At 66.9% G+C, this 25,555-nt stretch carries 22 protein-coding genes; 13 read left to right on the top strand and 9 right to left on the bottom strand.

Translation table 11 applies throughout. From position 1 onward, the window contains the following. Window positions 1–192 precede the first annotated feature (192 nt). Window positions 193–1,317 carry a pyridoxal phosphate-dependent aminotransferase gene (locus N5C25_RS04200; RefSeq protein ID WP_279936505.1) on the top strand — a complete coding sequence of 375 codons (1,125 nt, stop codon included), beginning with the start codon at window positions 193–195 and terminating at the stop codon, window positions 1,315–1,317. A 118-nt stretch (window positions 1,318–1,435) separates the two neighbouring features. On the opposite strand, the gene zipA is transcribed toward N5C25_RS04200, so the two are convergent. The 6 genes from zipA to N5C25_RS04170 form a co-directional block, all read right to left on the bottom strand. Next, window positions 1,436–2,173, bottom strand: a complete 738-nt coding sequence (gene zipA, locus N5C25_RS04195) for a cell division protein ZipA (protein ID WP_019660368.1) — start codon at window positions 2,171–2,173, stop codon at window positions 1,436–1,438. 46 nt (window positions 2,174–2,219) lie between these two features. Next, the gene (gene smc / locus N5C25_RS04190; protein WP_279936482.1) at window positions 2,220–5,723 is read right to left on the bottom strand and encodes a chromosome segregation protein SMC; all 3,504 of its coding nucleotides are present in this window, start codon (window positions 5,721–5,723) and stop codon (window positions 2,220–2,222) included. Between the two features lie 258 nt (window positions 5,724–5,981). Continuing rightward, window positions 5,982–6,431, bottom strand: coding sequence for a 50S ribosomal protein L9 (rplI, locus tag N5C25_RS04185; RefSeq protein WP_005410227.1), 450 nt, complete (start codon window positions 6,429–6,431; stop codon window positions 5,982–5,984). Between the two features lie 104 nt (window positions 6,432–6,535). Continuing rightward, window positions 6,536–6,766 carry a 30S ribosomal protein S18 gene (gene rpsR, locus N5C25_RS04180; RefSeq protein WP_002804494.1) on the bottom strand — a complete coding sequence of 77 codons (231 nt, stop codon included), beginning with the start codon at window positions 6,764–6,766 and terminating at the stop codon, window positions 6,536–6,538. A gap of 11 nt (window positions 6,767–6,777) precedes the next feature. After that, window positions 6,778–7,215 (bottom strand): 30S ribosomal protein S6, encoded by a 438-nt coding sequence (rpsF, locus tag N5C25_RS04175; RefSeq protein WP_005410228.1) that lies wholly within the window; start codon window positions 7,213–7,215, stop codon window positions 6,778–6,780. Between the two features lie 221 nt (window positions 7,216–7,436). Next, complete coding sequence (locus tag N5C25_RS04170) at window positions 7,437–7,775, bottom strand: iron-sulfur cluster assembly accessory protein (RefSeq protein WP_019660371.1); 339 nt, start codon at window positions 7,773–7,775, stop codon at window positions 7,437–7,439. Window positions 7,776–7,903: 128 nt separating this feature from the next. Between N5C25_RS04170 and asnS the strand changes: the two genes are divergently transcribed. The 12 genes from asnS to N5C25_RS04110 all read left to right on the top strand — a co-directional run bounded on the left by asnS (window position 7,904) and on the right by N5C25_RS04110 (window position 18,380). Next, window positions 7,904–9,298, top strand: a complete 1,395-nt coding sequence (asnS, locus tag N5C25_RS04165; RefSeq protein WP_134730866.1) for an asparagine--tRNA ligase — start codon at window positions 7,904–7,906, stop codon at window positions 9,296–9,298. A 30-nt stretch (window positions 9,299–9,328) separates the two neighbouring features. Then, on the top strand, window positions 9,329–9,628 hold the full coding sequence (locus N5C25_RS04160; protein ID WP_005417403.1) for a hypothetical protein: 300 nt from the start codon (window positions 9,329–9,331) through the stop codon (window positions 9,626–9,628). 7 nt (window positions 9,629–9,635) lie between these two features. After that, window positions 9,636–9,950: a hypothetical protein gene (locus N5C25_RS04155; RefSeq protein ID WP_019660373.1), complete on the top strand. Its 315-nt coding sequence runs from the start codon at window positions 9,636–9,638 to the stop codon at window positions 9,948–9,950. A gap of 7 nt (window positions 9,951–9,957) precedes the next feature. Next, entirely contained in the window at window positions 9,958–10,596 is a 639-nt protein-coding gene (locus N5C25_RS04150; RefSeq protein ID WP_279936481.1) for an FMN-binding negative transcriptional regulator, read from the top strand. A 72-nt stretch (window positions 10,597–10,668) separates the two neighbouring features. Further along, on the top strand, window positions 10,669–11,331 hold the full coding sequence (can, locus tag N5C25_RS04145; protein ID WP_005417406.1) for a carbonate dehydratase: 663 nt from the start codon (window positions 10,669–10,671) through the stop codon (window positions 11,329–11,331). A gap of 19 nt (window positions 11,332–11,350) precedes the next feature. Then, window positions 11,351–11,872: a 3-hydroxyanthranilate 3,4-dioxygenase gene (locus tag N5C25_RS04140; protein ID WP_251103007.1), complete on the top strand. Its 522-nt coding sequence runs from the start codon at window positions 11,351–11,353 to the stop codon at window positions 11,870–11,872. Between the two features lie 138 nt (window positions 11,873–12,010). Then, window positions 12,011–13,285 carry a kynureninase gene (gene kynU, locus N5C25_RS04135; RefSeq protein ID WP_019660376.1) on the top strand — a complete coding sequence of 425 codons (1,275 nt, stop codon included), beginning with the start codon at window positions 12,011–12,013 and terminating at the stop codon, window positions 13,283–13,285. 31 nt (window positions 13,286–13,316) lie between these two features. Next, window positions 13,317–14,684, top strand: coding sequence for an NAD(P)/FAD-dependent oxidoreductase (locus N5C25_RS04130; protein ID WP_155029810.1), 1,368 nt, complete (start codon window positions 13,317–13,319; stop codon window positions 14,682–14,684). Continuing rightward, a complete protein-coding gene (sbcB, locus tag N5C25_RS04125; RefSeq protein WP_279936480.1) occupies window positions 14,684–16,123 on the top strand; it encodes an exodeoxyribonuclease I in 1,440 nt (479 codons plus the stop codon). The genes N5C25_RS04130 and sbcB overlap by 1 nt, the downstream gene beginning before the upstream one ends. Next, the gene (locus tag N5C25_RS04120; protein WP_021202728.1) at window positions 16,120–16,806 is read left to right on the top strand and encodes a DUF2461 domain-containing protein; all 687 of its coding nucleotides are present in this window, start codon (window positions 16,120–16,122) and stop codon (window positions 16,804–16,806) included. Before sbcB ends, N5C25_RS04120 begins: the two co-directional genes overlap by 4 nt. After that, window positions 16,806–17,786, top strand: a complete 981-nt coding sequence (locus N5C25_RS04115) for an aldo/keto reductase (protein WP_279936479.1) — start codon at window positions 16,806–16,808, stop codon at window positions 17,784–17,786. Before N5C25_RS04120 ends, N5C25_RS04115 begins: the two co-directional genes overlap by 1 nt. Before the next feature lie 42 nt (window positions 17,787–17,828). After that, complete coding sequence (locus N5C25_RS04110; RefSeq protein ID WP_058981293.1) at window positions 17,829–18,380, top strand: DUF2939 domain-containing protein; 552 nt, start codon at window positions 17,829–17,831, stop codon at window positions 18,378–18,380. Window positions 18,381–18,428: 48 nt separating this feature from the next. Here N5C25_RS04110 and N5C25_RS04105 read toward each other — a convergent pair whose 3' ends face one another. The 3 genes from N5C25_RS04105 to N5C25_RS04095 all read right to left on the bottom strand — a co-directional run bounded on the left by N5C25_RS04105 (window position 18,429) and on the right by N5C25_RS04095 (window position 25,464). Beyond that, window positions 18,429–19,373, bottom strand: a complete 945-nt coding sequence (locus N5C25_RS04105) for a 5'-nucleotidase (RefSeq protein WP_019660382.1) — start codon at window positions 19,371–19,373, stop codon at window positions 18,429–18,431. Window positions 19,374–19,420: 47 nt separating this feature from the next. Continuing rightward, window positions 19,421–20,194, bottom strand: a complete 774-nt coding sequence (locus tag N5C25_RS04100) for an NAD kinase (protein WP_279936478.1) — start codon at window positions 20,192–20,194, stop codon at window positions 19,421–19,423. 293 nt (window positions 20,195–20,487) lie between these two features. Then, entirely contained in the window at window positions 20,488–25,464 is a 4,977-nt protein-coding gene (locus tag N5C25_RS04095; RefSeq protein ID WP_279936477.1) for an NAD-glutamate dehydrogenase domain-containing protein, read from the bottom strand. Window positions 25,465–25,555: the final 91 nt, after the last annotated feature.

Raw genomic sequence — 25,555 nt, 5'->3', positions numbered from 1 at the left:
GATGCAAGCCTTCTCCCCGCCCCGGTGGATGCAAGCCTTCTCCCCGCCCCGGTGGATGCAAACCTTCTCCCTGGTTGGCACAGCTGTCATCGAGCATGCCTCGACGCCACAAAAAAACCTACTTGCCGCCCGGCCCCCGCCGACGCTAGCGTGCCACGGTCTCCCCTCGGATTCCTGCCCGTGACCCTGCCCGTGCCCCTGCCTGCTTCCCGTCGACGCTTCCTGCAACTGGCCGGTGCTGGCCTCGCCGTCGCTGGCAGCGGGCTGCCGCAGCTTGGCCATACCCAACCGGCGACAGCCGCCGCTCCCGCCCCCGCCGAAGGTGCGGTGCTGCTGAATTTCAACGAATGTCCCTACGGCCCCTCGCCTGCAGCCCAGCAGGCAGCACGCGACAGCATCGCCGGATGCGGTCGCTACCGCTTCGCGCTGGCAGGCCAAGTGCGCGATGCCTTCATCGAGCAGGCGCGCATCCCGGCTGATCACGTGCGCCTCTATCCGGGTTCCAGCGAACCGCTGAACCGTGCCGCCGTGCTGTGGACCGGGCCGCAGGCGGGACTGGTAGTCGCCGACCCGACCTTCGAGACGCTCGGCGAGGTCGCCGCCGCCCACGGTGCGCATGTGCAGAAAGTGCCGCTGCGCGAGGACGGTGCGCATGACCTGCGTGCGATGGTCGCTGCCGCGCACGCGCGCCCGACCGGGCTGCTGTATGTGTGCAACCCGAACAATCCGACTGGGTCGATCAGCCCGCCAGATGAGCTTGCCTGGCTGCTGGCCCACAAGCCCGCATCGACCCGCGTGCTGGTCGACGAGGCCTACCTGCAGTACAGCGATCAGCCCAGCCTGATCACCCAGGTGACGCAGCGCGATGACCTGATCGTGCTGCGCACGTTTTCCAAGCTGTACGGCATGGCCGGCCTGCGCCTGGGCGTGGCGGCCGCACATCCCGACCGTCTGCGCGAACTGGCCAGCCTGGGCGACAACCCGCTGCCGGTTCCGGCGCTGGCGGCGGCACTGGCCAGCCTGCGCGACCCGCAGCTGATCCCCCAGCGGCGCCTGCAGAACGCCACGGTGCGGCAGGCCACCATCGCCTGGCTCGGCAAGCGCGGGTTCAGCTGCGTACCCTCGGAGGCGAACTGCTTCATAGTCGACGTGCAGCGCGATGGCAGCGCGTTCGCCAAGGCAATGGCGGAGAACGGCGTGGTGATCGGGCGCAGCTGGCCGATCTGGCCGCAGCGCGTGCGCGTAACGGTCGGCACCGAAGAGGAGATGGCCGCATTCCGCCGTGCGTTCGCCAAGGTGGCCGGCGTACCGGCCTGACCCTGTTGATAGGGGCGAACCTTGGTTCGCCCCATCCACGCATGGCGTGCATCTACTGTTGTGGGTGCCGACCGTTGGTCGGGGTGGGTGCCGACCGTTGGTCGGCACACCATGGCGCTTACCAGCGAGGGGTCTTGGTCAGCGGCGGTGCCTGGTGCTGGCGGTCGTAGGCGCGCAGCTCGTCACGGATGTGCGCGATGCGCTGGCGCCCCAGGGCGTTGCGGCTGTCATCCAGCACCACGCCATCGAGCAGCTCGGCCATGCGCTGCACGGTCGGCAGCATCTTCTCCCAGGCGTCCAGCGCGGTCAGCGGCGCCGGCAGCGTCAGGAAGAATGCGATGGCCGGGGTTTCCATGGCGCGGATGTTGGCCATGTCGAAGCTGCCCGGCTTCATGATGCTGGCCATCGAGAAGATCGGCCCGCGTTCGGGGTGGCCTTCCACCAGGCGGTGGAACACGTTCATGTGGCCGAACACCAGGCCGGTCTTCTCTGCGGCCACCACGATGTCCTCGCCACGCAGCTGCTCGCCGGCCCGGGCGGCCACGAACAGCGAGACGATCTTGTCGAAATCCTGGGTGGCGCGCTTGCCGAGGTCGCTGGCGCCCGGGTCGGTATCGGTCAGGCCGAGTTCGGCCTGCTCGCCCTCCGTGCCCATGCCCGGTTCGACGCGACCCTCGGCCACGGCGACGCCGTCGTCGCCCAGCACCGGCTCACGGCGCTCGCCACTGGTGGGCTCCGCGCTTTCCACGCGGCGCCCCTGGGGCTTTTTCTTCGGACGGCCAAACAGGAAGATCGCGGCGATCAACAGCAGGCCGGCGGCCAGGATGCCGATGCGCAACAGTGCCGTGTCGGACATTCGATAGGTTCTCCGGCTAGTTCATTCAGGTAACTAGGATGGCACGTCAGGCCGCGCCCGCCAATCGCGCGGCCTCTTCCAGGTCCACGCTGACCAGGCGGCTGACGCCTGGCTCACGCATGGTCACGCCGGACAGCTGGTGCGCGGCCTCCATCGTCGCCTTGTTGTGGCTGACGAACAGGAACTGCACCTTCTCGCTCATTTCCTTGACCATGTTGGCCAGGCGGCCGACGTTGGCTTCGTCCAGCGGTGCGTCCACCTCATCCAACAGGCAGAACGGCGCCGGATTCAGCTGGAAGATGGCGAACACCAGCGCCACCGCGGTCATCGCTTTCTCACCGCCGGACAGCAGCGAGATGCTGGACACGCGCTTGCCCGGCGGGCGCGCCATGATGGTCACGCCGGTGTCGAGCAGGTCTTCACCGGTCAATTCCAGGTAGGCGTGGCCGCCACCGAACAGGCGCGGGTACAGCGCCTGCACGCCGGCGTTGACGCGGTCGAAAGTGTCCTTGAAGCGGCCGCGGGTCTCGCGGTCGATCTTGCGGATGGCATCTTCGAGGGTTTCCAGTGCTGTGGTCAGGTCGGCGTGCTGCGAATCCAGGTAGTCCGAGCGCTGCGACGCCTCGCCATACTCGTGGATGGCCGCCAGATTGACCGGCTCCAGCCGGCGCATTCGAGCATCGATCTGGTGGACCGCCTGCTCCCAGTCGCCCAGGCGGGCATCCTCGGGCAGTGCGTTGAGCACGTCCTGCAGCACGAAGCCGGCCTTTTCCACCGCCGCTTGCAGGGTGTCGGCACTGAGCACCAGCGCCTGCTGGTCGAGCTTGCGCTGCGAAATGCGCTCGCGCTGGACCAATGCCTGCTCGTCGCGCTGGTGGCGGGTCTGCTCGTAATTGCGCAGCTCGGCGTCGATGCCGTCCAGCAGCGTTCGCGCCTCGGTCAGCACGCGATCGGCGCGCACACGCTCTTCCAGCGCATTCTGGTGCTCGGTCTGCAGTGCTTCGATCGGCGAATCACCTTCGTCCAGCTGCGAATGCAGTTCGCCCAGCCGCGAATCCAACTGTCCACGTTGGGTGCCCATGCGTTCCAGCGCCTGGCTCAACGAGGCCAGCTGCGCCCGCTGCGATTCCAAAGTCAGGGCCAACGAATGCGCGCGCTCGCGTACCGCGCGGGCGGCATCGCGGGCCAGGTCGCGGGCTTCGGTCAGCTGGCGGCGTTCGCCCTCCAGCCGCTGCCGGGTCGACTCCAGGTCGCCCATGCTGCTGACCGCACTCTCCAACCGCGAGCGTGCTTCACGCGCCTGCTCGTTGTTGGCTTCAATGGTTTCCTGCAGTTGCTTCAGCTCGCCTTCGATGCGGTCGATGCGCGTGCGCGCCGCCTCCACCTTGCCCTGCTGGCCCTGCAACTGGCCGGCCAGTTCGGAGACCGCACGATGGGCCTGGTACAGCGCGCGCTGCGCGTCTTCACGCTGCTGTTCGGCAGCGTGCAGCTGCTCACGGAAACCGGCCAGCTGTTCTTCCAGCTCGGCCTCGCGGTCCTGCAGCTGTTCGATCTGCTCGCGAAGCTCCTGGATCTCGCGTTCGCGCAGCAGCGCACCCTGCTGGGCCGCGCCGGAGCGCGATACGCGCAGCCAGCCCTGGCCCAGGCGCTCGCCACCCTGGGTGATGACCGAATCACCTTCCGGCAGGCTGCCCTGCAACGCCTTCGCTTCGGAAAGGTCCTTGGCAGCATGCAGGTGTGCCAGCAGGCGACGGATCGCCACCGGACCACGCACGCGCGCGGCCAGCGAGGTCGGTGCGACCTTCAGGTCGTCATCGCCGTTGGCGACCAGCGCAAGGTGACCATCGCCGAGCTCACCCAGGGCATCGACCAGGCTGGCCGGGTCATCGACCAGCACACCTTCGATCAAGTGGCCGAGCGCGCTTTCCACCGCGTTTTCCCAGCCGGCATCCACGTCGAGGCGCTCGCCGACACGCGCCGCAGAATCCAGCCCACGCGCCTTCAGCCACGCGACTGCCGCGCCCTGCTCCTGGCCCAGCGCGGCCTGCTGCAGGGCCTCCAGCGAGGCCAGGCGGCCACGCAGGCCGTTGGCCTGCTTGCGCAGTTCGGCCAGTTCGTTCTGGCCATTGCGCTGCTGTTCCTGCACCGCCGCCACGCCCTGCTTGCGCAGCTCGACGTCTTCGCTCAGCTCATCCAGCGCAGCCTTCTGCGTGTCGTGTTGCAGGTGCAGCTGCTCGAAGGCCTCTTCCAGCGCATCCACATCCAGCCCGGCGCGCTCGGCGGCCAGGGCCTCACGACGCCGGTCGGCATCGAGGATCTGCTTGTCCAGATAGTCCACGCGCGTGCGCTCGACATCGCCGGCGCGCGAGGCTTCCGAACTCTGCGAGGTGTGCTGTTCCCAGCGCTGCTGCCAGCTGGCCAGCCGCTCTTCGGCCTCGCGCAGGCTTTCCTGCTTGATCTCGTTTTCTTCCTGCAGTGCTTCCAGCTGCGGAGTGGCGGCCTCCACCGCCTCACGCAGCACCCTCAGCCTGGCCTCATCACCGCTGATGTGCTGCCCCAGTTCGGCCAGGGCCTGCTGGGTTTCATCGCGTGCCTTGTGCAGGCGCTGCGACAACTCGCGCTGGTGCTGGATCTGCTGTTCCAGGCGCGCCAGCGTACTGCCGACCTGGTAGACCGCCGCCTGCGCAGTGTTGAGCGCGTCGGCAGCCTCTTCGCGCCGCGCGCGCGAGGTTTCGATGCGGGCTTCGGCATCACGCTGGTCGGCGATCAGCTGCTGCAGCCGCGTTTCTTCCTGCGACAATCCTTCGCGCAGCTTGGACAGGCGTCCGTCGAGGCCGCGGAACTCCAGCGCCTTCCACTCGGCGTCCTTGACCCGGCGCTCTTCCTGCAGGGCCTGGTACTGCTCGGCCTGCCTGGCCTGGCGCTTGAGGTGCTCCAGCTGCTTGCTGATCTCGTCGCGCAGGTCGCCCAGCCGGTCCAGGTTCTCGCGGGTGTGGCGGATGCGGGTCTCGGTCTCCTTGCGGCGCTCCTTGTACTTGGAGATGCCGGCCGCCTCCTCCAGGTACACGCGCAGGTCTTCCGGGCGTGCCTCGATGATCTGGCTGATCATGCCCTGCTCGATGATCGAGTAGCTGCGCGGCCCCAGGCCGGTGCCGAGGAACAGATCGGTGATGTCGCGGCGACGGCACTTGGTGCCGTTGAGGTAGTAGTTGCTGGTGCCGTCGCGGCTGACCGTGCGCTTGACCGAGATTTCGTTGAACGAGGCGTACTCGCCGGAAATCGTGTGGTCCGAGTTGTCGAAGATCAGCTCGACCGTGGCCTGCGACACCGGCTTGCGGGCATTGGACCCGGAGAAGATCACGTCGGTCAGCGAGTCGCCACGCAGGCGGCTGGCCGAACTCTCGCCCATGACCCAGCGCACGGCGTCGATGATGTTCGACTTGCCGCAGCCATTGGGCCCCACCACGCCGGTCATGTTGGTCGGCAGGTGCAGGGTGGTCGGATCGACGAACGACTTGAAGCCGGACAGCTTGATCGTGGAAAGACGCATAGGGGTTCCGGACTGGGGCCGGCAAGCGGCCTGCGTGTACCCTCCAAGTCATTGATCCTGCTGGGATCGATGCCCGTGGAACGGGTGTGACGCCCTGAGTATACCGATGTGGCCGTGTTCTACGAATGGGCGTGGAACATTACCGGTCCCCTGCCGCCAGGCGAACATGGATCGACGCCATGAAACGGGGCCACAAAACAAAACGGGCACCCTTGCGGGCGCCCGTTCTGCGGTGATGCCAGGCCTTGCGGCGTGGGATCAGGCTTCGGCGACGACGACGACCTTGACGGTGGTCTCGACGTCGGCGTGCAGGTGGACCAGCACGTCGTATTCGCCGATGTTGCGGAAGGCGCCTTCGCCCAGGATGACTTCGCTCTTTTCCAGCGGCAGGCCGGCGGCGGTGAAGGCCTCGGCGATGTCGCGCGGGCCAACCGAGCCGTACAGCTTGCCTTCGGTCGAAGCGTTGGCGGCGATGGTCACGCTCGCGCCTTCCAGCTTGGCCTTGCGGCCTTCAGCGTCGGCGTGGATGGCCTGGGCCTTGGCTTCGTATTCGGCGCGCTTGGCTTCGAACTCGGCCTTGTTGCTCTCGGTGGCCGGCACGGCCTTGCCCTGCGGCACGAGGAAGTTACGGCCGTAGCCCGGCTTCACGTCGACCAGGTCGCCCAGGTTGCCGAGGTTGGTGACTTTCTGCAGGAGGATCAACTGCATGGTATTGCTCCAGATAAGTTATTCGTTAGCGAGGCAACGCCCCGCAACAAAGGCTGTCCGAATAGCTGGCACAGCGGGGGCGGCGTCGGGCCGCCCCGCCTGCATCAGACGTCGTGGTTGTCGGTGTACGGGATCAGGGCCAGGAAGCGAGCGCGCTTGACGGCGGTCGCCAGCTGGCGCTGGTACTTCGACTTGGTACCGGTGACGCGGCTCGGCACGATCTTGCCGTTCTCGGTCAGGTACTGGCGCAGGGTGTTGAGATCCTTGTAGTCGATCTCCTTCACACCTTCAGCAGTGAACTTGCAGAACTTGCGGCGACGGAAGAACTTGGACATGGGAAGGCTCCTTAGGCGGCGGAAGCGGCGTCGTCGCCGGCTTCGTTGTCAGCGGTGTTGTTGGACTCGCCTTCTTCGTCGTCACGACGACGGCGCTCACCGCGCTCCGGCTTGTCACCCTTCTCGTCCTTGCTCTTCATGATCAGCGACTGCTCGGTGTCAGCCTCGTCACGCTTGATGACCAGGTTGCGCAGCACGGCGTCGTTGAAGCGGAAGCTCTCGGTCAGTTCGTTCAGAACGGCCTGGTCGGCTTCGATGTTCATCAGCACGTAGTGGGCCTTCACCAGGTTCTGGATCGGGTACGCCAGCTGGCGGCGGCCCCAGTCTTCCAGCCGGTGGATGGTGCCGTTGCCGTTCTCGACCAGCGACTTGTAGCGCTCGATCATGGCCGGGACCTGCTCGCTCTGGTCCGGGTGGACCATGAACACGATTTCGTAATGACGACTCATGTTTTTTTCTACCTTTCGGATGTGGCCTTGCGGCCGGACAGCCCCCCGCCGTTGAGACCGCGGTGGGGCAAGGGTTCCCGCCAGGGAGGCAGGAAGCCGCGCATTATGGCGCAGATGGGGTGGCCGGGCAACCGGTGGGCCACCTGACACCCTGAACCGGGGGCGAGCGCCCAGCCAACCCGGGTTGGGCGCTACCAGAACGATCAGGCCCCGGCCGGCCGTCAGGCCTTGTCGGCGTCAGTGGTGAAGCTCTCGCCGCAGCCACACTCGGCGGTGGCGTTCGGGTTGCTGAACGTGAAGGTCTCGCTCAGGCCGTGCTTGCCGAAGTCGATCACGGTGCCGTCCACCAGCGCCAGGCTCTTGGCGTCGACATAGATCTTCACGCCGTCCTGCTCGAACACGGTATCGCCCTCGCGCTCATCGCGGGCCAGGTCGGTGATGTGGCCCCAGCCGGAGCAGCCGGTCCTGGTCACGCCGAAACGCAGGCCCAGCGCGCCGGGGGTCTGGGCGACAAAGCGCTGCACGCGCTCGAAGGCAACGGGGGTCAGGCTGACGGCCATGGGGCTACTCCAGAGGTACGGGGACATTATAAGGAGCTGTGGCTGCGAAAAATGCCTCGCAAGCAGAACGCTGCAACCGGTAAACTCCCGTGTTCACAGATCGAGTCGATCAGCAGAGGATTCAAGTCATGACGGTGGTCAGCGTTGAACATGCGCTTGCCGGGAAGATCCCGGAAGGCGGCGAAGTCACGGTACGCGGATGGGTGCGCACGGTGCGCGGTTCAGCGAATCTGGCCTTCGTGAATGTGAGCGACGGCTCCTGCTTCGCCCCGATCCAGGTCGTGGCCAACGACACCCTGGGCAACTTCGACGAGATCAAGCGACTGACCAGCGGCTGCTCGGTCATCGGCACCGGTACCCTGGTGAAGTCGCAGGGCAAGGGCCAGTCGTTCGAGATCCAGGCCAGCACGCTTGAAGTGGTCGGCTGGGTCGAAGACCCGCTCACCTATCCGATCCAGCCCAAGCCGATGTCGCCGGAGTTCCTGCGCGAAGTGGCGCACCTGCGCCCGCGCACCAACCTGTTCGGGGCGGTCACCCGCATCCGCAACTGCCTGGCCCAGGCCGTGCACCGCTTCTTCCACGAGAACGGCTTCAACTGGATCAGCACCCCGATCATCACCACCTCCGACGCCGAAGGCGCCGGCCAGATGTTCCGCGTGTCCACCCTGGACATGGTGAACCTGCCGCGCGACGAGAAGGGCGCGATCGATTTCAGCCGCGACTTCTTCGGCAAGGAAACCTTCCTGACCGTGTCTGGCCAGCTGAACGTCGAGGCCTATTGCCTGGCGCTGAGCAAGGTCTACACCTTCGGCCCGACCTTCCGCGCCGAAAACAGCCACACCACCCGCCACCTGGCGGAGTTCTGGATGATCGAGCCGGAAATCGCCTTCGCCGACCTGGCCGAAGACGCACGCCTGGCCGAAGAGTTCCTGAAGTACCTGTTCCGCGCGGTGCTGAACGAGCGCAGCGACGACCTGGCCTTCATCGCCGAGCGCGTGGACAAGAACGCGATCACCAAGCTGGAAGATTTCATCAACGCACCGTTCGAGCGCATCGACTACACCGATGCGGTCAGCCTGCTGCAGAAATCCGGCAGGAAGTTCGACTTCCCGGTGGAATGGGGCCTGGACCTGCAGACCGAGCACGAGCGCTGGCTGACCGAGGAACACGTCGGCCGCCCGGTGGTGGTGACCAACTACCCGGAGCACATCAAGGCCTTCTACATGCGCCTGAACGACGACGGCAAGACCGTTGCCGCGATGGACGTGCTGGCCCCGGGCATCGGCGAGATCATCGGCGGCAGCCAGCGCGAAGAGCGCCTGGACGTGCTGGATGCGCGCATGGCCCAGTTCGGCCTGGATCGCGAGCACTACAGCTGGTACCGCGATTTCCGCCGCTATGGTTCGGTGCCGCACGCCGGCTTCGGCCTGGGCTTCGAGCGCCTGGTGGTGTACGTCTGCGGGCTGTCCAACATCCGCGATGCGATCCCCTACCCGCGCGCCCCGGGCAGCGCGGACTTCTAAGCCCCAAACGACCACGGAGGTGCTGCCCCCATGACCCTGTTCTTCGCCCTCTGTTTCGTTGGCGTTGCAGTGGCCGGGTTCAGTGCCTTCGTGATCTTCTGGCCACTGACCCTGGTGCACGTGCGCGACCGCCATCCGGCGCTCGCCGAGCGCTTCGGCAGCGGCGCCTTCCTCAAGCCCGATGCCCTGGCCTGGCTGCTGCGCCGCGACTATCGCCAGCAGCCGGACCGATCATTGTCCGGGCTGGCGACGCCGGCCTGGGTATCGCTGCTGACCCTGCTGGCCGGACTGGGCATGGCTGCCCTGCTCTGGCTGGCCTCGCTCTGGTAACACATCCATGAATGACATCACCACTTCGCGCGACAGCTGGTGGCTGGCCAGCCTCGGCAACACCCTGATCTGGGCACGCCTGCGGGTGCGCCCTGCCGGCACCGCCGAAGTGCTCGACAGCGACGGCAACACGCTGAGCTATGACAGTGAAGACACCGCCCGTTCGCAGCTGTTCGACGCTGAATTCGTCGAGTATGACGGCCTGGACGAGGAGGACGCGCTGGTGCGCGGCTTCAGCCTGCACGAAGTGCAGCCGCCGCAGGCCGACAGCGACGAGGGCCTGCGTGGCCGCATGATCCAGTCGCTGGGCGGGCGCGCCTGACCTTGGCATGTTCACCCCGCGCGCCTTCGCCGAGACCGACCTGCTCTGGCTGGACCGCCTGCTGGCGCGCGATCCGTTCGTCAGCGTGCTCACCCCGGGCAGCGATGGCCTGCCGGAGCTGACGCGGATGCCGGTGTTGTACCGGCGCGAGGGCGAGCGCATCGAGCTGCGCGGGCACTGGGCCCGCGCCAACCCGCAGTCGCGCCACAGCGGTGCGGCCAAGGTACTGGTCGATGGCCCGCACGGCTACGTCTCGGCCAGCTGGTATCCGGACAAGGAGCGCGCCGCGCGGGTGCCGACCTGGAACTATGCGGCCGCCGAGCTGCGCGGCCAGCTGCACACCTTCGACGACACCGATGCGCTGGCCGAACTGGTCGGCGCGATCAGCGACCGTTTCGAAGCCAGCGTCGGCCAGGCCTGGCGCTTCGATGCCGCGCGCGCCGAACACGGCCCGGAGCTGCGCGCCATCGTCGGCTTCCGCTTCCAGGTTGAACACGTGCAGCTGAAGCTGAAGCTGAGCCAGAACCACCCCGATGCGAACCAGCGTGCCGTGATCGCCGAACTGGAACAGCTGGGCACCCCTTACTCCACCGAGTTGGCGCAGTGGATGCGCTGGCACCGCGAACAGGCCACCCGCAGCGGCTGAACGCCCCCGATTCCCGCGACGACGCAGCCGGACGGCTGCGGCGCGCCCCCACCCGACGCCAGGCATCCGAACATGAAAGACATCCACAAGCTGCTGCAGAACAACCGCGACTGGGCCGACCGCATCGAGAAGGAAGACCCGGACTTCTTCCACCAGCTGGCCAAGCAGCAGCATCCCGAGTACCTGTGGATCGGCTGCTCCGATTCACGAGTTCCGGCCAACCAGATCATCGGCATGGCACCCGGCGAAGTGTTCGTGCACCGCAACGTTGCCAACGTGGTCGCCCACACCGACCTGAACTGCCTGAGCGTGGTGCAGTACGCGGTGGACCAGCTGAAGGTCAAGCACATTCTGATCGTCGGCCATTACGGCTGCGGCGGCGTGCACGCCTGCCTGCACAATACCCGCGTCGGCCTGGCCGACAACTGGCTGCGCCACGTCGGCGACGTCGTTCAGAAGCACCAGGGCATCCTCGATGCGATCGAAGACGATGAACTCAAGCACGCCCGCCTGTGCGAGCTGAACGTGATCGAGCAGGTCGCCAACCTCTGTCGCTCGACCATCGTGCTGGACGCCTGGGCCCGCGGCCAGAAGCTGATGGTGCATGGCTGGGTGTACAGCCTGAAGGACGGTCGCGTGCGTGAAATGGGCATCGACGTAGGCTCGCTGGAAGAGCTGCAGCCGGCATATGAGAAGGCACTATCCTTCGTGCCGCGCAAGGGCCGTCGCGACTGATCCCCCACGGATGACCACCATGCTCGCTTCGCCGATCAACCTGCACGCCTGGATCGAAGAGAACCGCCACCTGCTGAAGCCGCCGGTGGGCAACAAGATGATCGACAACGGCGATTTCATCGTGATGGTGGTCGGCGGGCCGAACTCGCGTACCGACTACCACTACGACGAAGGCCCCGAGTGGTTCTACCAGCTCGAAGGCGAGATGGTGCTGAAGGTGCAGGAGGACGGCGCGGTACGCGACATTCCGATCCGCGCCGGCGAGGTCTTCCTGTTGCCGGCGAAGGTGCCGCACTCGCCGCGGCGCCCGCCCGGGGGCATCGGCCTGGTGGTCGAGCGCAAGCGGCTGCCGCATGAGATGGACGGCGTGATCTGGCACTGCGAGCGCTGCAACCACAAGCTGCACGAAGAGTATTTCCCGCTGCAGAACATCGAAACCGACCTGCCCAAGGTGTTTGCGCGCTACCACGCCAGCCTGGAACTGCGTACCTGCAGCCAGTGCGGGCACGTGGATCCGCTGCCGGTGCCGGCGGCGGGCTGAGCACCTGCCCCTGTAGAACCGAGCCCATGCTCGGCTTCGTGGCCCGGCAGCCGAGCATGGGCTCGGCTCTACAGGTTCGGCGGCAGGCACGCCGCCAAGCGCTACACTGGCGGTCCCGTTGCAGCCTGTTGCCCGACCATGTCCGACCTGCTCAGCCGCACCCACGCCATTGCCCTGGACGCCGCCGATCCGCTGCGTCCGATGCGTAACGAATTCCTGATTCCGCGCCATGGCGGCGGCGAGCAGACCTACTTCGTCGGCAACTCGCTGGGCCTGCAGCCGCGTGGCGCTCAGGCCGCGGTGCAGGAAGTGATGAAGCAGTGGGGCGAGCTGGCGGTGGAAGGCCACTTCACCGGCCCTACCCAGTGGCTGTCCTACCACCGCCTGGTGAGCGCGCAGCTGGCCCGCGTGGTCGGTGCGCTGCCCAGCGAAGTGGTGGCGATGAACACGCTGAGCGTGAACCTGCATCTGATGATGGTCAGCTTCTACCGGCCGACCACGCAGCGCCCGGTGATCCTGATGGAAGCCGGCGCATTCCCGACCGACCGCCACGCGGTCGAAGCACAGATCCGCTTCCATGGCTTCGACCCGGCCCAGTGCCTGGTGGAAGTGCAGCCGGACGAAGCCAACGGCACGATCTCGCTGACCGCGATCGAACGCGCCATCGCCGAGCACGGCCCGCGCCTGGCGCTGGTGCTGTGGCCCGGCGTGCAGTACCGCACCGGTCAGGCCTTCGACCTCGATGCAATCACCCGCGCCGCACGCCTGCAGGGGGCGCGCATCGGTTTCGACCTGGCGCATTCGGTGGGCAACCTGCCGCTGCGCCTGCATGACGTGGCGCCGGACTTTGCGGTGTGGTGCCATTACAAATACCTCAACAGCGGCCCGGGCGCGGTTGCCGGCGCCTTCGTGCACGAGCGCCACCATCGCGACACCACCCTGCCCCGATTCGCTGGCTGGTGGGGCCATGAGGAAGCCACCCGTTTCCAGATGGCACCGCAGTTCACCCCGGCCATCGGTGCCGAAGGGTGGCAGCTGAGCAATCCGCCCATTCTGGGGCTGGCACCGTTGCGCGCCTCGCTGGACCTGTTCGAGCGAGCCGGCATGGACGCGCTGCGCAGCAAATCGCTGGCGCTGACCGGCATGCTCGAAGCACTGGTGCGCGCACGCCTGCCGCAGGTGCTGGAGATCATCACCCCGGCAGACCCGCAGCGCCGCGGCTGCCAGTTGTCGCTGCGCGTGATCGGCGGCCGCGAGCGCGGGCGCGCCCTGTTCGAGCACCTGCGCAGCATCGGCGTGCTCGGCGACTGGCGCGAGCCCGACGTGATCCGCATCTCGCCCACCCCGCTCTACAACCGCTACCTGGACGTGCACCACTTCGTCGAGGAAGTGGAAGCCTGGGCAGGCCTTTGAGCCGGTCCCTCCCCTACTGCTGGACAGTTCGTTGATCGCACACGCCTCCCGCTCGTTGAGCATTATCGGTGCCGGCCTCGCCGGCTCCCTGCTGGCCATCCTGCTGTCACGCCAGGGCTGGCGCATCACCCTGTACGAACGCCGCGGCGATCCGCGCGTGGCCGACTACGAGAGCGGCCGCTCGATCAACCTGGCGCTGGCCGAGCGTGGGCGCAACGCCCTGCGCCAGGCCGGTGTGGAAGACGAGGTGATGGCGCGCGCGGTGATGATGCGCGGACGCATGGTGCATCCACGCGACGGCGAACCGCAGCTGCAGCGCTATGGCCGTGATGACAGCGAAGTGATCTGGTCGATCCACCGCAGCGACCTGAACACCACGCTGCTGGAACTGGCCGAACAGGCAGGGGCCACCGTGCATTTCCATCGCCGCCTGCACACCGTTGATTTCGATGCCGGCTACGCCCGCTTCATCGATGACCGCGATGACAGCCCGCACGACATCCGCTTCGACACCCTGATCGGTGCAGACGGTGCCGGTTCGGCGCTGCGTGCGGCAATGAACCGGCGCGCGCCGCTGGGCGAGGACATCGCCTTCCTCGATCACTCCTACAAGGAGCTGGAGATTCCGCCGGCCGAAGACGGGGGCTTCCGCATCGAGCGCAACGCGCTGCACATCTGGCCACGCGGCCACTACATGTGCATCGCCCTGCCCAATCATGAAGGCACCTTCACCGTCACCCTGTTCCTGCCCAACCAGGGCGATCCCAGCTTTGCCACGATCAATACCGGTGCGCAGGCCGAGGCGCTGTTCGCTCGCGAGTTCGCGGACGCGCTGCCGCTGATCCCGAACCTGCGCGTGGATTGGGAACAGCACCCGCCGGGCCTGCTCGGCACGCTCACCCTGGAGCGCTGGCACCAGCAGGGTCGCGCCGTACTGATCGGCGACGCCGCGCATGCAATGGTGCCGTTCCACGGCCAGGGCATGAACTGCGCGTTCGAGGATTGCGTTGCGCTGGCCCGTCACCTGATGGAGGCGGATGACCTGGAAAGTGCGTTCGCTGCGTTCGAGGCCGAGCGCAAACCCAATGCACGCGCGATCCAGCAGATGGCGCTGGAGAACTACCTGGAAATGCGCGACCGCGTGGCCGATCCCTCGTTCCTGCTGCAGCGCGAACTGGAGCAGGAACTGCAGCGGCGCTGGCCGACCCGCTTCGTCCCGCACTACACGATGGTCACCTTCCTGCACACGCCGTACGCCGAAGCGCTGCGCCGCACCGAACTGCAGCGCGATTTGCTGGCGGCGGCCACGGTCGGCCACGAGTCGCTGGACAACATCGACTGGGCGGCGCTGGAAGCGCAGATCCACGCGCAGCTACCGGTCCTGGAGGGTGCGCACTGATGGCTGACAGCTTCCTGTTCTACGACCTGGAAACCTTCGGCCAGGATCCACGGCGCACCCGCATCTCGCAGTTCGCCGCCATCCGCACCGACGCCGACCTCAACGAGATCGACACGCCGGTCAGCTTCTTCGTGCGCCCGGCCGATGACCTGCTGCCCTCGCCGATGGCCACCCTGGTCACCGGCATCACCCCGCAGCAGGCCTTGGCCGAAGGCATCAGCGAGTCCCAAGCCTTCGACCGCATCAACGAACTGATGTCGCGACCCGGCACCTGCGCGCTGGGCTACAACACGCTGCGCTTCGACGATGAATTCGTCCGCTACGGCCTGTTCCGCAACTTCCATGACCCATACGAACGCGAGTGGCGCAACGGCAATTCGCGCTGGGACCTGCTGGACATGCTGCGGCTGATGCGCGCGATGCGCCCGGATGGCATCCAGTGGCCGCTGCGCGAGGACGGTGCCACCTCGTTCAAACTCGAGCACCTGGCCGAAGCCAACAACGTGCGCGAGGGTGATGCGCACGAAGCGCTATCCGACGTGCGAGCCACGATCGGCATGGCACGGCTGTTCAAGCAGTCGCAGCCGCGCCTGTGGGACTACGCCCTGAAGCTGCGCGACAAGCGTTTCGTCGGCACCCTGCTGGATGTCACCACGATGACGCCGGTGCTGCACATTTCCATGCGCTACCCCGCCAGCCGTCTGTGCGCGGCGCCGGTGCTGCCCTTGGCCGTGCACCCGACGATCAGCAACCGGGTGATCGTGTTCGACCTGGACGGCGACATCGACGACCTGCTGGCCCTGCCGGCCGAGGTGATCGCACAGCGCCTGTACCTGCGCGCCAGTGAACTGCCCGAGGGCGTCGCACGGGTGCCGCTGAAGGAAGTGCACCTGAACAAGGTGCCCGCCCTGGTCGCCTGGAACCACCTTCGTGGCGACGACCACGCGCGCCTGGGCCTGGACGTGGCCGCGATCGAGGCCAAGGTTGAACGGCTGCGCGGGTTCGCCCCTCAGCTTGCCGAGAAGGCGCGCCAGGTCTACAACCAGCCGCGCGCGGCCACCGTGGCCGACGTCGATGCCTCCCTGTACGACGGCTTCCTCGGCAACGGCGACAAATCGCTGCTGGCGCTGGCCCGCACCACCGCACCGGAGCAGTTGGCCGCGCTGGAAGGCCGCTTCCGCGACCCGCGCCTGCCGGAGCTGCTGTTCCGCTACCGTGCGCGCAATCATCCCGACAGCCTCGCGCCGGCTGAACGCCAGCGCTGGCAGGATTACCGGCGCCAGCGCCTGCTGGGAGACGGCGGCCTGGGCGAACTCAACCTGCCCCAGTACCAGCAGCAGCTCGATGCGCTGGCCGCCGAGTCGCCCGACGACGCGCGGCGCCAGGCCCTGCTGCAATCGTTGCGCGACTGGGGCCAGCACCTGCAGGAGACCTTGTGAGTACCTATTTCTCGGACGCCAGCTTCAAGTTCCTGCGCAGCCTGGCGCGCCACAACGAAAAGGCGTGGTTCAACGACCACCGCCAGCAGTACGAAGAGCATGTGCGACAGCCGTTCCTGCGCCTGTTGGGTGACCTTCAGCCAGCCCTTGCCGAGGTCAGCGAACACTTCCGCGCCGATACCCGCGGCGTCGGCGGCTCACTGTTCCGCATCCACCGCGACGCGCGTTTCTCCAACGACAAATCGCCTTACAAGACCTGGCAGGGTGCGCGCCTGTTCCATGAGCGCCGTCGCGAAGTGGCCGCGCCCTCGTTCTATGTGCACCTGCAGCCGGGCGAGAGCTTTGTCGGTGCCGGCCTGTGGCACCCGGAACCGGAAACCCAGCGCCGCGTGCGCCACTTCATCCTCGACAATCCGGGCAGCTGGAAGGCCGCGGCCCATGCACCTGCGCTGCGCAGGCGCTTCGAGTTCGAGGAGAGCGAAAAGCTGGTGCGTCCGCCGCGCGGCTTCCCGGCCGACTTCGAGTTCATCGACGACCTCAAGCACCGCAACTGGGTGATGTGGCGCCCGCTGGATGACGCCACGATGACCGGCCCACGCCTGCTGTCCACGCTGGGCAAGGATCTGGCCGCGCTCGGCCCGTTCGTCGACTATCTGTGCGCAGCGCTGGACCTGGAATTCTGATGCCGTTGGCGCACCAACGGCGCACGCTGGGCCGCACCGGCCTGGCGGTTTCGCCGGTCGGCCTTGGGTGCTCCGGCTTCTGGGGGCATCGGCGCTTCCCGGAGCAGTCGGCCGCGCACGTCGTCGAGCATGCACTGGCACAGGGCGTGAACCTGTTGGACACCGGTCACAACTACTCCGGTTTCCACGCCGAGCCGCGGCTGGGCCGCATCCTGCGCTCCTTGCTCAAGCAATACCCGCGCGATTCGCTGGTGATCTCCAGCAAGGGCGGCACGCTGACCGGCCAGGCCGGCGTCAGCGGCGCCGAGCAGCGCAATTTTTCGCCAGCGGCCATCACCGCCAGCTGCGAAGCCTCGCTGCGCAACCTCGGCCTGGATTACCTCGATATCTACCAGCTGCACGGTGCCAGCCAGCACGACATCAACGATGACCTGCTGGCCGCACTGCAGCGACTGCGCGAACGCGGGCTGATCCGGCACACCGGCATCAATTCGCACACGGCGTCGACCCTGTGCTGGATGATCGACCATCCCACGCTGTTCGACGTGGTGCTTCTGGACTACAACGCCCTGCAGCAGGATCGTGAACCCCTCATCGACCGGCTGCACGCGGCCGGTATCGGCGTGCTGGCCGGCACCGTGCTGGCGCAGGGCCACCTGCTGCCATCACGGGCCCGCCTGCCGCGCCCGGCCGACGCCTGGTACCTGGCCAGAGCCTGGCTCAAGCCAAGCAGCCGCTCCCTGATGCACAGCGCACGCCGGATGCGCCACACCATCGCCGCCATCCACAGCCAGCGCCCCGCCCAGACCGCGTTTGCCTACGCCCTGGGCCATCGCGGCGTCGCCAGCGGCATTCTGGGCACCACCCGCACCGGCAGCCTGGACGAAGTGCTGGCGACGCGCCTTGAGGCGCTGACCCCGGCGGAACGGCAACAGCTGGTCGATGCCTTCGGTGATGGCCGTGGTTCGCCCAGTCAGTGAGTCTTCACCCGGCACTGCCGCCGTTGCGGCAGTCTGTCCGCCATGAAGAAACTCTCTGCACTGGTTGTGCTGCTGGTCCTGGCCCTGGCGGCCTGGTGGTTCGGCGGCCCCTACCTGACCGTCAATGGCCTTTCCAAGGCCATCGAGCAGCGCGACACCGCGCGCCTGGAACGCTACGTCGATTTCCCGCGCGTGCGCAGCAGCCTGCGCGCGCAGCTCAATGACTACCTGGTGCGCCAGGCCGGCCCGGACGTGGCGGCCAGTCCCTTCGGTGCCCTGCTGTACGGGCTGGGCGACCAGCTGGGCGGTGCCGCGGTGGACACCATGGTGACCCCCACCGGGATCGGCGCGATGCTGCAGGGCCACGTGCTGTGGAAGCGCGGCCGCAATGAACTGCAGGGCGGCGATGCCTTCGGCCCGACCGAACCGGCGCGACCGTTGAAGAATGCCGAACACCATTTCGAAGCGCTGGACCGCTTCGTGATCGATGTCGATCGCGGTCCGGGCCAGCCGCCGATGAAGGTGGTACTGGAGCCGCAGGGGCTGCGCTGGAAGGTAGTGGATCTGCAGCTGGGGATGTCGGTCGCGCATTGACCGGTAACGGCAGTGCCAACCAACGGTTGGCACCCACCCGGCATGGTTTCACCCCTCGTTGGCGACGCCGTGCGGTACGTGGCCGGCAGCCACATGCTCGCGGGCGCTGTCGATGTTGTGCTGCGAATCGTCGAAGAAGATGTCGGCGCCGAACGCCTGCAGGAACGGCCCCTTGTGCCGGCCGCCGAGGAACAGCGCTTCGTCCAGGCGCACGCCCCACTCGCGCAGGGTGCGGATCACCCGCTCATGGGCCGGCGCCGAACGCGCAGTCACCAGTGCGGTACGGATCGGCGCGCTCTCGCCGGCAGGGAATACTTCCTGCAGCGTGTGCAGCGCTGACAGGAAGCCACGGAACGGACCGCCGCTGAGCGGCTCGCGGGCGCGTTCGCGCTCATGGCGGCCAAAGGCTTCCACGCCCTGCTCGCGCGAAATTCGTTCACTCTCGTCACCAAAGATCACCGCGTCACCGTCAAAGGCGATGCGCAGCTGCCCGGCAGGGCGACCGATGTCGATCTGGTCGGCCGCTGCGGCTGCGGTCTCGCCAGGCGGCTTGGGCAGGATGGTCGCCGCCGCGATGCCATGGCGCAGCGCGCTGCGCACCGATTCGGGGTTGGCCGACAGGAACAGGTCGGTGCCGAACGGCTTCACGTAGGGCCAGGTCGGCTCGCCGGCGGTGAACGTCGCGCGGATGATGCCCAGGCCATAGTGCTGGATCGAATTGAAGATGCGCAGGCCGGTGTCGGCCGAATTGCGCGACAGCAGGATCACCTCGACCCGCGGGTTCTCCGGGCTGGCGCCCTGGTTCAGCGCCAGCAGCTTGCGCACCACGGGAAAGGCCACGCCGGGGCCGAGGATGTCGTCCTCGTGCTGGCGCTGGAATTCGGCATAGGCCGCCACGCCATCGCTCTCGAACAGCGCATGGCTTTCCTCGAGGTCGAACAGCGCGCGCGAGGTGACCGCGACGGTCAGCAAACGGGGGGAGTTGTCGCCCATCGGTGGGGGTCCTTCAAGCGGTCGGCAGGGCCGGCCGCCCATTGTCCTCAAAAAACGAACTGTTCGCTCAGGATCCGGTCTTCCAGGTTGTGCTCCGGGTCGAACAGCAGGGTCACGCGGCGGTCCTTCGACTCGCGGATGGTCACCTCGACCACGTCGCGGGTCTCGTGCGAATCCGCCGTGACGCTGACCGGGCGCTTGTACGGATCGAGCACGCGGAAGCGCACCTCGGTATCGGCCTTGAGGATCGCCCCGCGCCAGCGACGCGGCCGGTACGGGGCCAACGGCGTCAGCGCGATGGTGTGCGAGCCCAGCGGCAGCACCGGACCATGCGCGGAATAGTTGTAGGCGGTGCTGCCCGCCGGGGTGGCCACCAGCACGCCGTCACCGATCAGCTCGGCCACGCGTTCCTGGCCGTTGAGGTCGATGCCGATATGCGCGGCCTGCCGGGTCTGGCGCAGCAGCGAGACATCGTTGTAGGCCAGCGAACCGGTACTGGTGCCCGACTCGGTCAGCGCCACCATTTCCAGCGGGCGCAGGTTGGCCGGTTCGGCACGCGCAATGCGGGCCTGCACGTCGTCGTCGCCGCGGTACTGGTTCATCAGGAAGCCCACGGTGCCCAGCTTCATGCCGAACACCGGCTTGCCCAGGTGCCCGTGCCGGTGCAGGGTCTGCAGCATGAAACCGTCGCCCCCCAGCGGGCAAAGCACGTCGGCCTGCTCAGGCGCGTGATCGCCATAACGCGAGATCATGGCCGCGCGCGCCATCTGCGCCGGTTCGGTGTTGCTGGCGAGGAAAGCGATGCGGGGGGTGTCGCTCATCGGTGGATCCGGGTGGGTTTGATGGAGAGCATAACCGAGCGCCGGGAGTTGGACCCCGTGGGGCGGATGACCGGCATATCCGCCGGGACACGCCGTAAACCCGTCCCTGGGGGCTCGATCGCGCCATCCATGGCGCTCACGGTCCCGGCGGATATGCCGGTCATCCACCTGGCAGGTTCACGGCCGGCGTCGGGTCAGGTGGTCGCAAAGGTCAATGGCAGAAACAAAACGGCCCCGCTTTCGCGGGGCCGTTCCGGTTCACGCATGCCAGGCATGGTCTGGCACTACTTCACTTACGCGCCGTGTGCCGCAAGCTGGCCCAGGCGCTGCACCGCGACCGAGACGGTCGGGTAGTCCAGGGTCTTCTGCTCGGCCAGTTCGGCCAGCATCGCCAGGGTGAAGCGCAGGCTGTTGTCATCACGGCCCATCCAGGCAGCGACCTTGGCCTCGGCACTGTTGCCCTTGGTGCCCAGCACCTGCCCGGCCAGGTTGCGGTGGTTGGCTGCCAGTTCGTCACGCAGCACGCCACGTGCCACGGCGTGCCAACGGCCATTGACCTCCAGCGCATCGACCTGCTCGAACAGCCACGGCAGCTGCAGGGCATCGCCCAGGCGGAAGTGGACCTTGGACACGTCCACCGGCTTCAGCTTGCGGGTGCGGGCCAGTTCGATGATGTCGAACGCCGGTTCCAGGAAGTGCAGTTCGGCCAGCTGCTGTGCCAGTGCAGACGGCAGGCCCTTTTCCTTCCACTCGGCCACCAGGGCCTCGTAGGTCGGACGCTGCGAATCCGGCAGCACGCCCGAGGCAACGCGGATGTCGTTGAACGGTCCCTGGTAGCGGTTGACCGCTTCGGTGATGCCCGGCATCGCGCCCGGGCGCGACAGCAGCCAGCGCACGAACGAACGCTGCAGCTTCCAGATCACTTCCAGTGCGTCGATCTGCACCGACTCCGGCACCTTGCCGTCGAGGGCATCGATCTGCGCCCACAGCGCGCGTGCATCCAGCGTTTCACGGCTGATGGTGTACGCCTTGGCGACCTCGGCGATGGAACGACCGGTGTCTTCCTGCATGCGCATCAGGAAGGTGGCGCCCATGCGGTTGATGGTCTGGTTGGTCACGGCCGTGGCGATGATTTCGCGCTTCAGGCGGTGACGCTCCATCGCGTCGGCGTACTTCTTCTGCAGCGGGGTCGGGAAGTAGCGCTGCAGTTCCTTGGACAGGTACGGATCTTCCGGGATGTCCGAATCCAGCAGCTGGTTGAACGCCACCAGCTTGGAGTAGGACAGCAGCACCGACAGTTCCGGACGGGTCAGGCCCTGGCCGCGCGCCTTGCGCTGGGACAGCTCGGCGTCGGACGGCAGGAACTCGATCTGGCGATCCAGCAGGCCCTGCTGTTCCAAGGTGCGGATGAAGTGCTGCTTGGAACCCAGGCGCTTGACCGCCATCCGCTCCATCAGGCTCAGCGCCTGGTTCTGGCGGTAGTTGTCGTTGAGCACCAGCTCGGCGACTTCATCGGTCATCGACGCCAGCAGCTTGTTGCGCTGCTCGACGGTCAGCTTCTTGGCCCGCACCACATCGTTGAGCAGGATCTTGATGTTGACTTCATGGTCGGAGGTGTCGACACCGGCCGAGTTGTCGATGAAGTCGGTGTTGAGCAGCACGCCAGCCTGGGCAGCTTCGATGCGGCCCAGCTGGGTCATGCCCAGGTTGCCGCCCTCGCCCACCACCTTGCAGCGCAGCTCGCCACCGTTCACGCGCAGCGCGTTGTTGGCACGGTCGCCGACGTCGCTGTGCTGTTCGCTGGCGGCCTTGACGTAGGTACCGATGCCACCGTTCCACAGCAGGTCGACCGGTGCCTTCAGGATCGCACTCATCAGATCATTCGGCGACAGCGCCTTGACGTTCTCGTCCAGGCCCAGCGCCTCACGCACCTGCGGGGTGATCTCGATCGACTTCAGGCTGCGCGGGTACACGCCGCCGCCCTTGCTGATCAGCTTGGTGTCGTAGTCCGCCCAGCTCGAACGCGGCAGGGTGAACAGGCGCTCACGCTCGATGAACGACGTGGCCGCATCCGGATTCGGGTCCAGGAAGATGTGGCGGTGGTCGAACGCAGCGACCAGGCGGATGTGGCGCGACAGCAGCATGCCGTTGCCGAACACGTCGCCGGACATGTCGCCGACGCCGACCGCAGTGAAGTCCTGGCTCTGGCTGTCACGGCCCAGCGCACGGAAGTGGCGCTTGACCGATTCCCACGCACCGCGCGCGGTGATGCCCATGCCCTTGTGGTCGTAGCCGACCGAACCACCGGAGGCGAACGCATCGCCCATCCAGAAGCCGTGCGCGACGGCCAGGCCGTTGGCGATGTCGGAGAAGGTCGCGGTGCCCTTGTCGGCGGCCACCACCAGGTACGGATCGTCCATGTCGTGGCGCACGACATCCACCGGCGGCACGATCTTGTTGTTGACGATGTTGTCGGTGATGTCCAGCAGGCCCTGGATGAACAGCTTGTAGCAGGCCACGCCGTTGGCGAAGATCGCATCGCGGTCGCCGTTCACCGGCGGGGTCTTGGCGAAGAAGCCACCCTTCGCGCCGACCGGCACGATGACGGTGTTCTTGACCATCTGTGCCTTGACCAGGCCCAGCACTTCGGTACGGAAGTCTTCGCGACGATCCGACCAGCGCAGGCCGCCACGCGCAACCGCACCGAAGCGCAGGTGGGTACCTTCCACGCGCGGGCCGTACACGAAGATCTCGCGGTACGGGCGCGGCTTCGGCAGGTCCGGCACCAGCGCCGAATCGAACTTGAAGCTGATGACATGGCCGTGCTGGCCGTTGGCATCGGTCTGGTAGTAGCTGGTGCGCAGGGTCGCGTCGATCACGCCCATGAACGAGCGCAGGATGCGGTCCTCGTCCAGGCTGGACACGCGGTCCATCAGCTTCAGCAGCGCATCGCGCGCGGCCTGCATCTGCGTGTCACGGTCGCCCTTGCGGGCGCCGACCACGGTCTTGAGCACCTTCAGGGTGGCCTCGTCGCCAGCAGCCAGCACATCGAAGTGGGCCTTCAGCTGGGCCTGGCCGGCGGCGATGTCGTCCTTGCTCTCGTGGCCGGTGGCCGGATCGAAGCGGGCTTCGAACAGCTCGACCAGCAGACGGGCCAGCAGCGGGTAGCGCGCGAACGTGCCTTCCACGTAGGCCTGCGAGAACGGCACGCCGGTCTGCAGCAGGTACTTGCAGTAGCCACGCAGCATGGCGACCTGGCGCCAGTGCAGGCCGGCCGCCAGCACCAGGCGGTTGAAGCCATCGTTCTCGGCATCGCCGTGCCAGACGCGGGCGAAGGTCTCGCCGAAGGCTTCATCGACACTGGCGGCATCGATCGCGCCAGCGGTGGACTCGACCTCGAAGTCCTGCACGTATACCGGGGCGTTGTCGACCGACAGGCGGTACGGACGCTCGGCGATCACGCGCAGGCCCATGTTTTCCATCATCGGCAGCGCGTCCGACAGCGGGATGTCGTCCAGCTGGCGATACAGCTTCAGGCGCAGACCATCACCGCTTTCGCGCGGCACGGCCTGCAGGCTCAGGCGCAGGTCGTCCGGGCCGGTCAGCGCGTCGAGCTGGCTGACATCGTTGGCCGCAACAGCCGTGCTGTTGTCTTCGATGTAACCGGCCGGCAGCGCCTTGCCGATGCGGGCGGCGATGCGCAGGCCTTCGGTCTCGCCATGGCGGGCCACCAGCGCCTCGCGCAGGTCGTCCTGCCAGTTGCGCAGGACCTGGGCCAGCTTCTGCTCCAGTTCGGCGGTATCGACGTCGAGCATTTCACCCGGCTTCGGGCGCACGATCAGGTGCACCTGGGCCAGCGGCGATTCGCCCAGCACCACCGAGCTGTCGACGAACTCGCCGTGGAGCGCGTCCTTCAGCATCGCTTCGATGCGCAGGCGCACGTCGGTGTTGAAGCGCTCGCGCGGCAGGTAGACCAGCGCGGAGATGAAACGGCTGTACTTGTCGCGGCGCAGGAACAGGCGGCTGCGCACGCGTTCCTGCAGGCCCAGCACGCCCATCGCGGTGCGGAACAGTTCGTCCTCGCTGGACTGGAACAGTTCTTCGCGCGGCAGGGTTTCCAGGATATGGCGCAGGGCCTTGCCACTGTGGCTGGCCGGGGCCAGGCCGGACTGCTTCATCACGTGCTCGTGGCGCTGGCGCACCAGCGGGATTTCCCACGGGCGACGGTTGTAGGCGCTGGAGGTGAACAGGCCGAGGAAACGCTGCTCGCCGATGATCTTGCCCTTGGCGTCAAATTCCAGCACGCCGATGTAGTCCATGTAACCGGCGCGGTGCACGCGCGAACGGGCATTGGTCTTGGTCAGGATCAGCGCGTCCTTCAAACCGGACGTGGTGTTCAGGCCCTGCGCGGCCAGGGTCTTGACCGGACGGGCGGCGGACTTGTCCTTGCCGCGCATCAGGCCCAGGCCGGTGTCGTTGAGCGGCGCCAGCACCTCTTCCTTGCCCTGCTTCTCGACGCGGTACTCGCGGTAGCCGAAGAAGGTGAAGTGGTTGTCAGCGGCCCAGCGCAGGAACTCCTGTGCTTCCTTGCGCGACGCGTCGTCGACCGGCAGCTGGCGGCTGCCCAGGTCGTCGGCCAGCGCCAGCGCCTTGTCCTTCATCGGCTGCCAGTCGCGCACGATCGCACGCACTTCATCCAGCGCCTTGTTGATGGCCTGTTCGATGGCGGCCATGGCGTCGGCCGGTTGGCGGTCGATCTCCAGCAGCATCACCGACTCGGCATCACCCTCGCCGACCTTGACCAGCTTGCCGGCCTTGTCGCGGGTGAAGCGCAGCACCGGGTGGCCCAGCACGTGGACACCCACGCCCTGCTCGGCCAGCGACATGGTGACGGTGTCGACCAGGAACGGCATGTCGTCGTTGACGATCTGCAGCACGGTATGCGGCGATTCCCAACCGTTGGCCTTCGCGGTCGGATTGAACACGCGGACGTTGGCCTTGCCAGCCTTGCGGGCACGGGCGAATTCCAGCGTCTCAGCCGCGAGAGCGGCCCACTCTTCAGCGCTGTGGTGCGGGAACTCGTCCGCCTCCATGCGCTTGTAGAAGTCAGTGGCAAAGGCCACTGCTTCGGCCTGTGCGGCCGCGGGGTAGCGCTTGCGCAAGGCCGTGTACACCGGCTCCAGGGAGAAACCAGCGGTCACTGCGACCTCCGCTTCTGCTGGTTTGGTCTTGTTTTTCACGGTCTTGGCTGCGGTTTTTTGCGGTTTCATGGCAGAGCGATGCGCTTGCTCAGTTGGGAAAATGAAATTGTAGCCCTACCGCGGGAAAAGGCCTTGCTGCAGGACGGAATAAGCAGATTCG

This window comes from Stenotrophomonas sp. GD03958, assembly GCF_029839005.1.
Taxonomy (GTDB): Bacteria; Pseudomonadota; Gammaproteobacteria; order Xanthomonadales; family Xanthomonadaceae; genus Stenotrophomonas; species Stenotrophomonas hibiscicola.
This window is presented reverse-complemented; position numbering and strand designations above follow the sequence as displayed.

Excerpts from the sequence above, each read along its gene's own strand:
- sbcB (WP_279936480.1), top strand. The coding sequence starts at position 14,684 with ATGGCTGACAGCTTCCTGTTCTACGACCTGGAAACCTTCGGCCAGGAT.
- can (WP_005417406.1), top strand. The coding sequence starts at position 10,669 with ATGAAAGACATCCACAAGCTGCTGCAGAACAACCGCGACTGGGCCGAC.
- N5C25_RS04100 (WP_279936478.1), bottom strand. The coding sequence starts at position 20,194 with ATGAGCGACACCCCCCGCATCGCTTTCCTCGCCAGCAACACCGAACCG.
- N5C25_RS04115 (WP_279936479.1), top strand. The coding sequence starts at position 16,806 with ATGCCGTTGGCGCACCAACGGCGCACGCTGGGCCGCACCGGCCTGGCG.
- N5C25_RS04170 (WP_019660371.1), bottom strand. The coding sequence starts at position 7,775 with ATGGCCGTCAGCCTGACCCCCGTTGCCTTCGAGCGCGTGCAGCGCTTT.
- kynU (WP_019660376.1), top strand. The coding sequence starts at position 12,011 with ATGTCCGACCTGCTCAGCCGCACCCACGCCATTGCCCTGGACGCCGCC.
- rpsF (WP_005410228.1), bottom strand. The coding sequence starts at position 7,215 with ATGAGTCGTCATTACGAAATCGTGTTCATGGTCCACCCGGACCAGAGC.
- N5C25_RS04140 (WP_251103007.1), top strand. The coding sequence starts at position 11,351 with ATGCTCGCTTCGCCGATCAACCTGCACGCCTGGATCGAAGAGAACCGC.
- N5C25_RS04160 (WP_005417403.1), top strand. The coding sequence starts at position 9,329 with ATGACCCTGTTCTTCGCCCTCTGTTTCGTTGGCGTTGCAGTGGCCGGG.
- N5C25_RS04095 (WP_279936477.1), bottom strand. The coding sequence starts at position 25,464 with ATGAAACCGCAAAAAACCGCAGCCAAGACCGTGAAAAACAAGACCAAA.
- zipA (WP_019660368.1), bottom strand. The coding sequence starts at position 2,173 with ATGTCCGACACGGCACTGTTGCGCATCGGCATCCTGGCCGCCGGCCTG.
- N5C25_RS04155 (WP_019660373.1), top strand. The coding sequence starts at position 9,636 with ATGAATGACATCACCACTTCGCGCGACAGCTGGTGGCTGGCCAGCCTC.
- N5C25_RS04110 (WP_058981293.1), top strand. The coding sequence starts at position 17,829 with ATGAAGAAACTCTCTGCACTGGTTGTGCTGCTGGTCCTGGCCCTGGCG.
- N5C25_RS04105 (WP_019660382.1), bottom strand. The coding sequence starts at position 19,373 with ATGGGCGACAACTCCCCCCGTTTGCTGACCGTCGCGGTCACCTCGCGC.
- N5C25_RS04150 (WP_279936481.1), top strand. The coding sequence starts at position 9,958 with ATGTTCACCCCGCGCGCCTTCGCCGAGACCGACCTGCTCTGGCTGGAC.
- asnS (WP_134730866.1), top strand. The coding sequence starts at position 7,904 with ATGACGGTGGTCAGCGTTGAACATGCGCTTGCCGGGAAGATCCCGGAA.
- smc (WP_279936482.1), bottom strand. The coding sequence starts at position 5,723 with ATGCGTCTTTCCACGATCAAGCTGTCCGGCTTCAAGTCGTTCGTCGAT.
- rpsR (WP_002804494.1), bottom strand. The coding sequence starts at position 6,766 with ATGTCCAAGTTCTTCCGTCGCCGCAAGTTCTGCAAGTTCACTGCTGAA.
- rplI (WP_005410227.1), bottom strand. The coding sequence starts at position 6,431 with ATGCAGTTGATCCTCCTGCAGAAAGTCACCAACCTCGGCAACCTGGGC.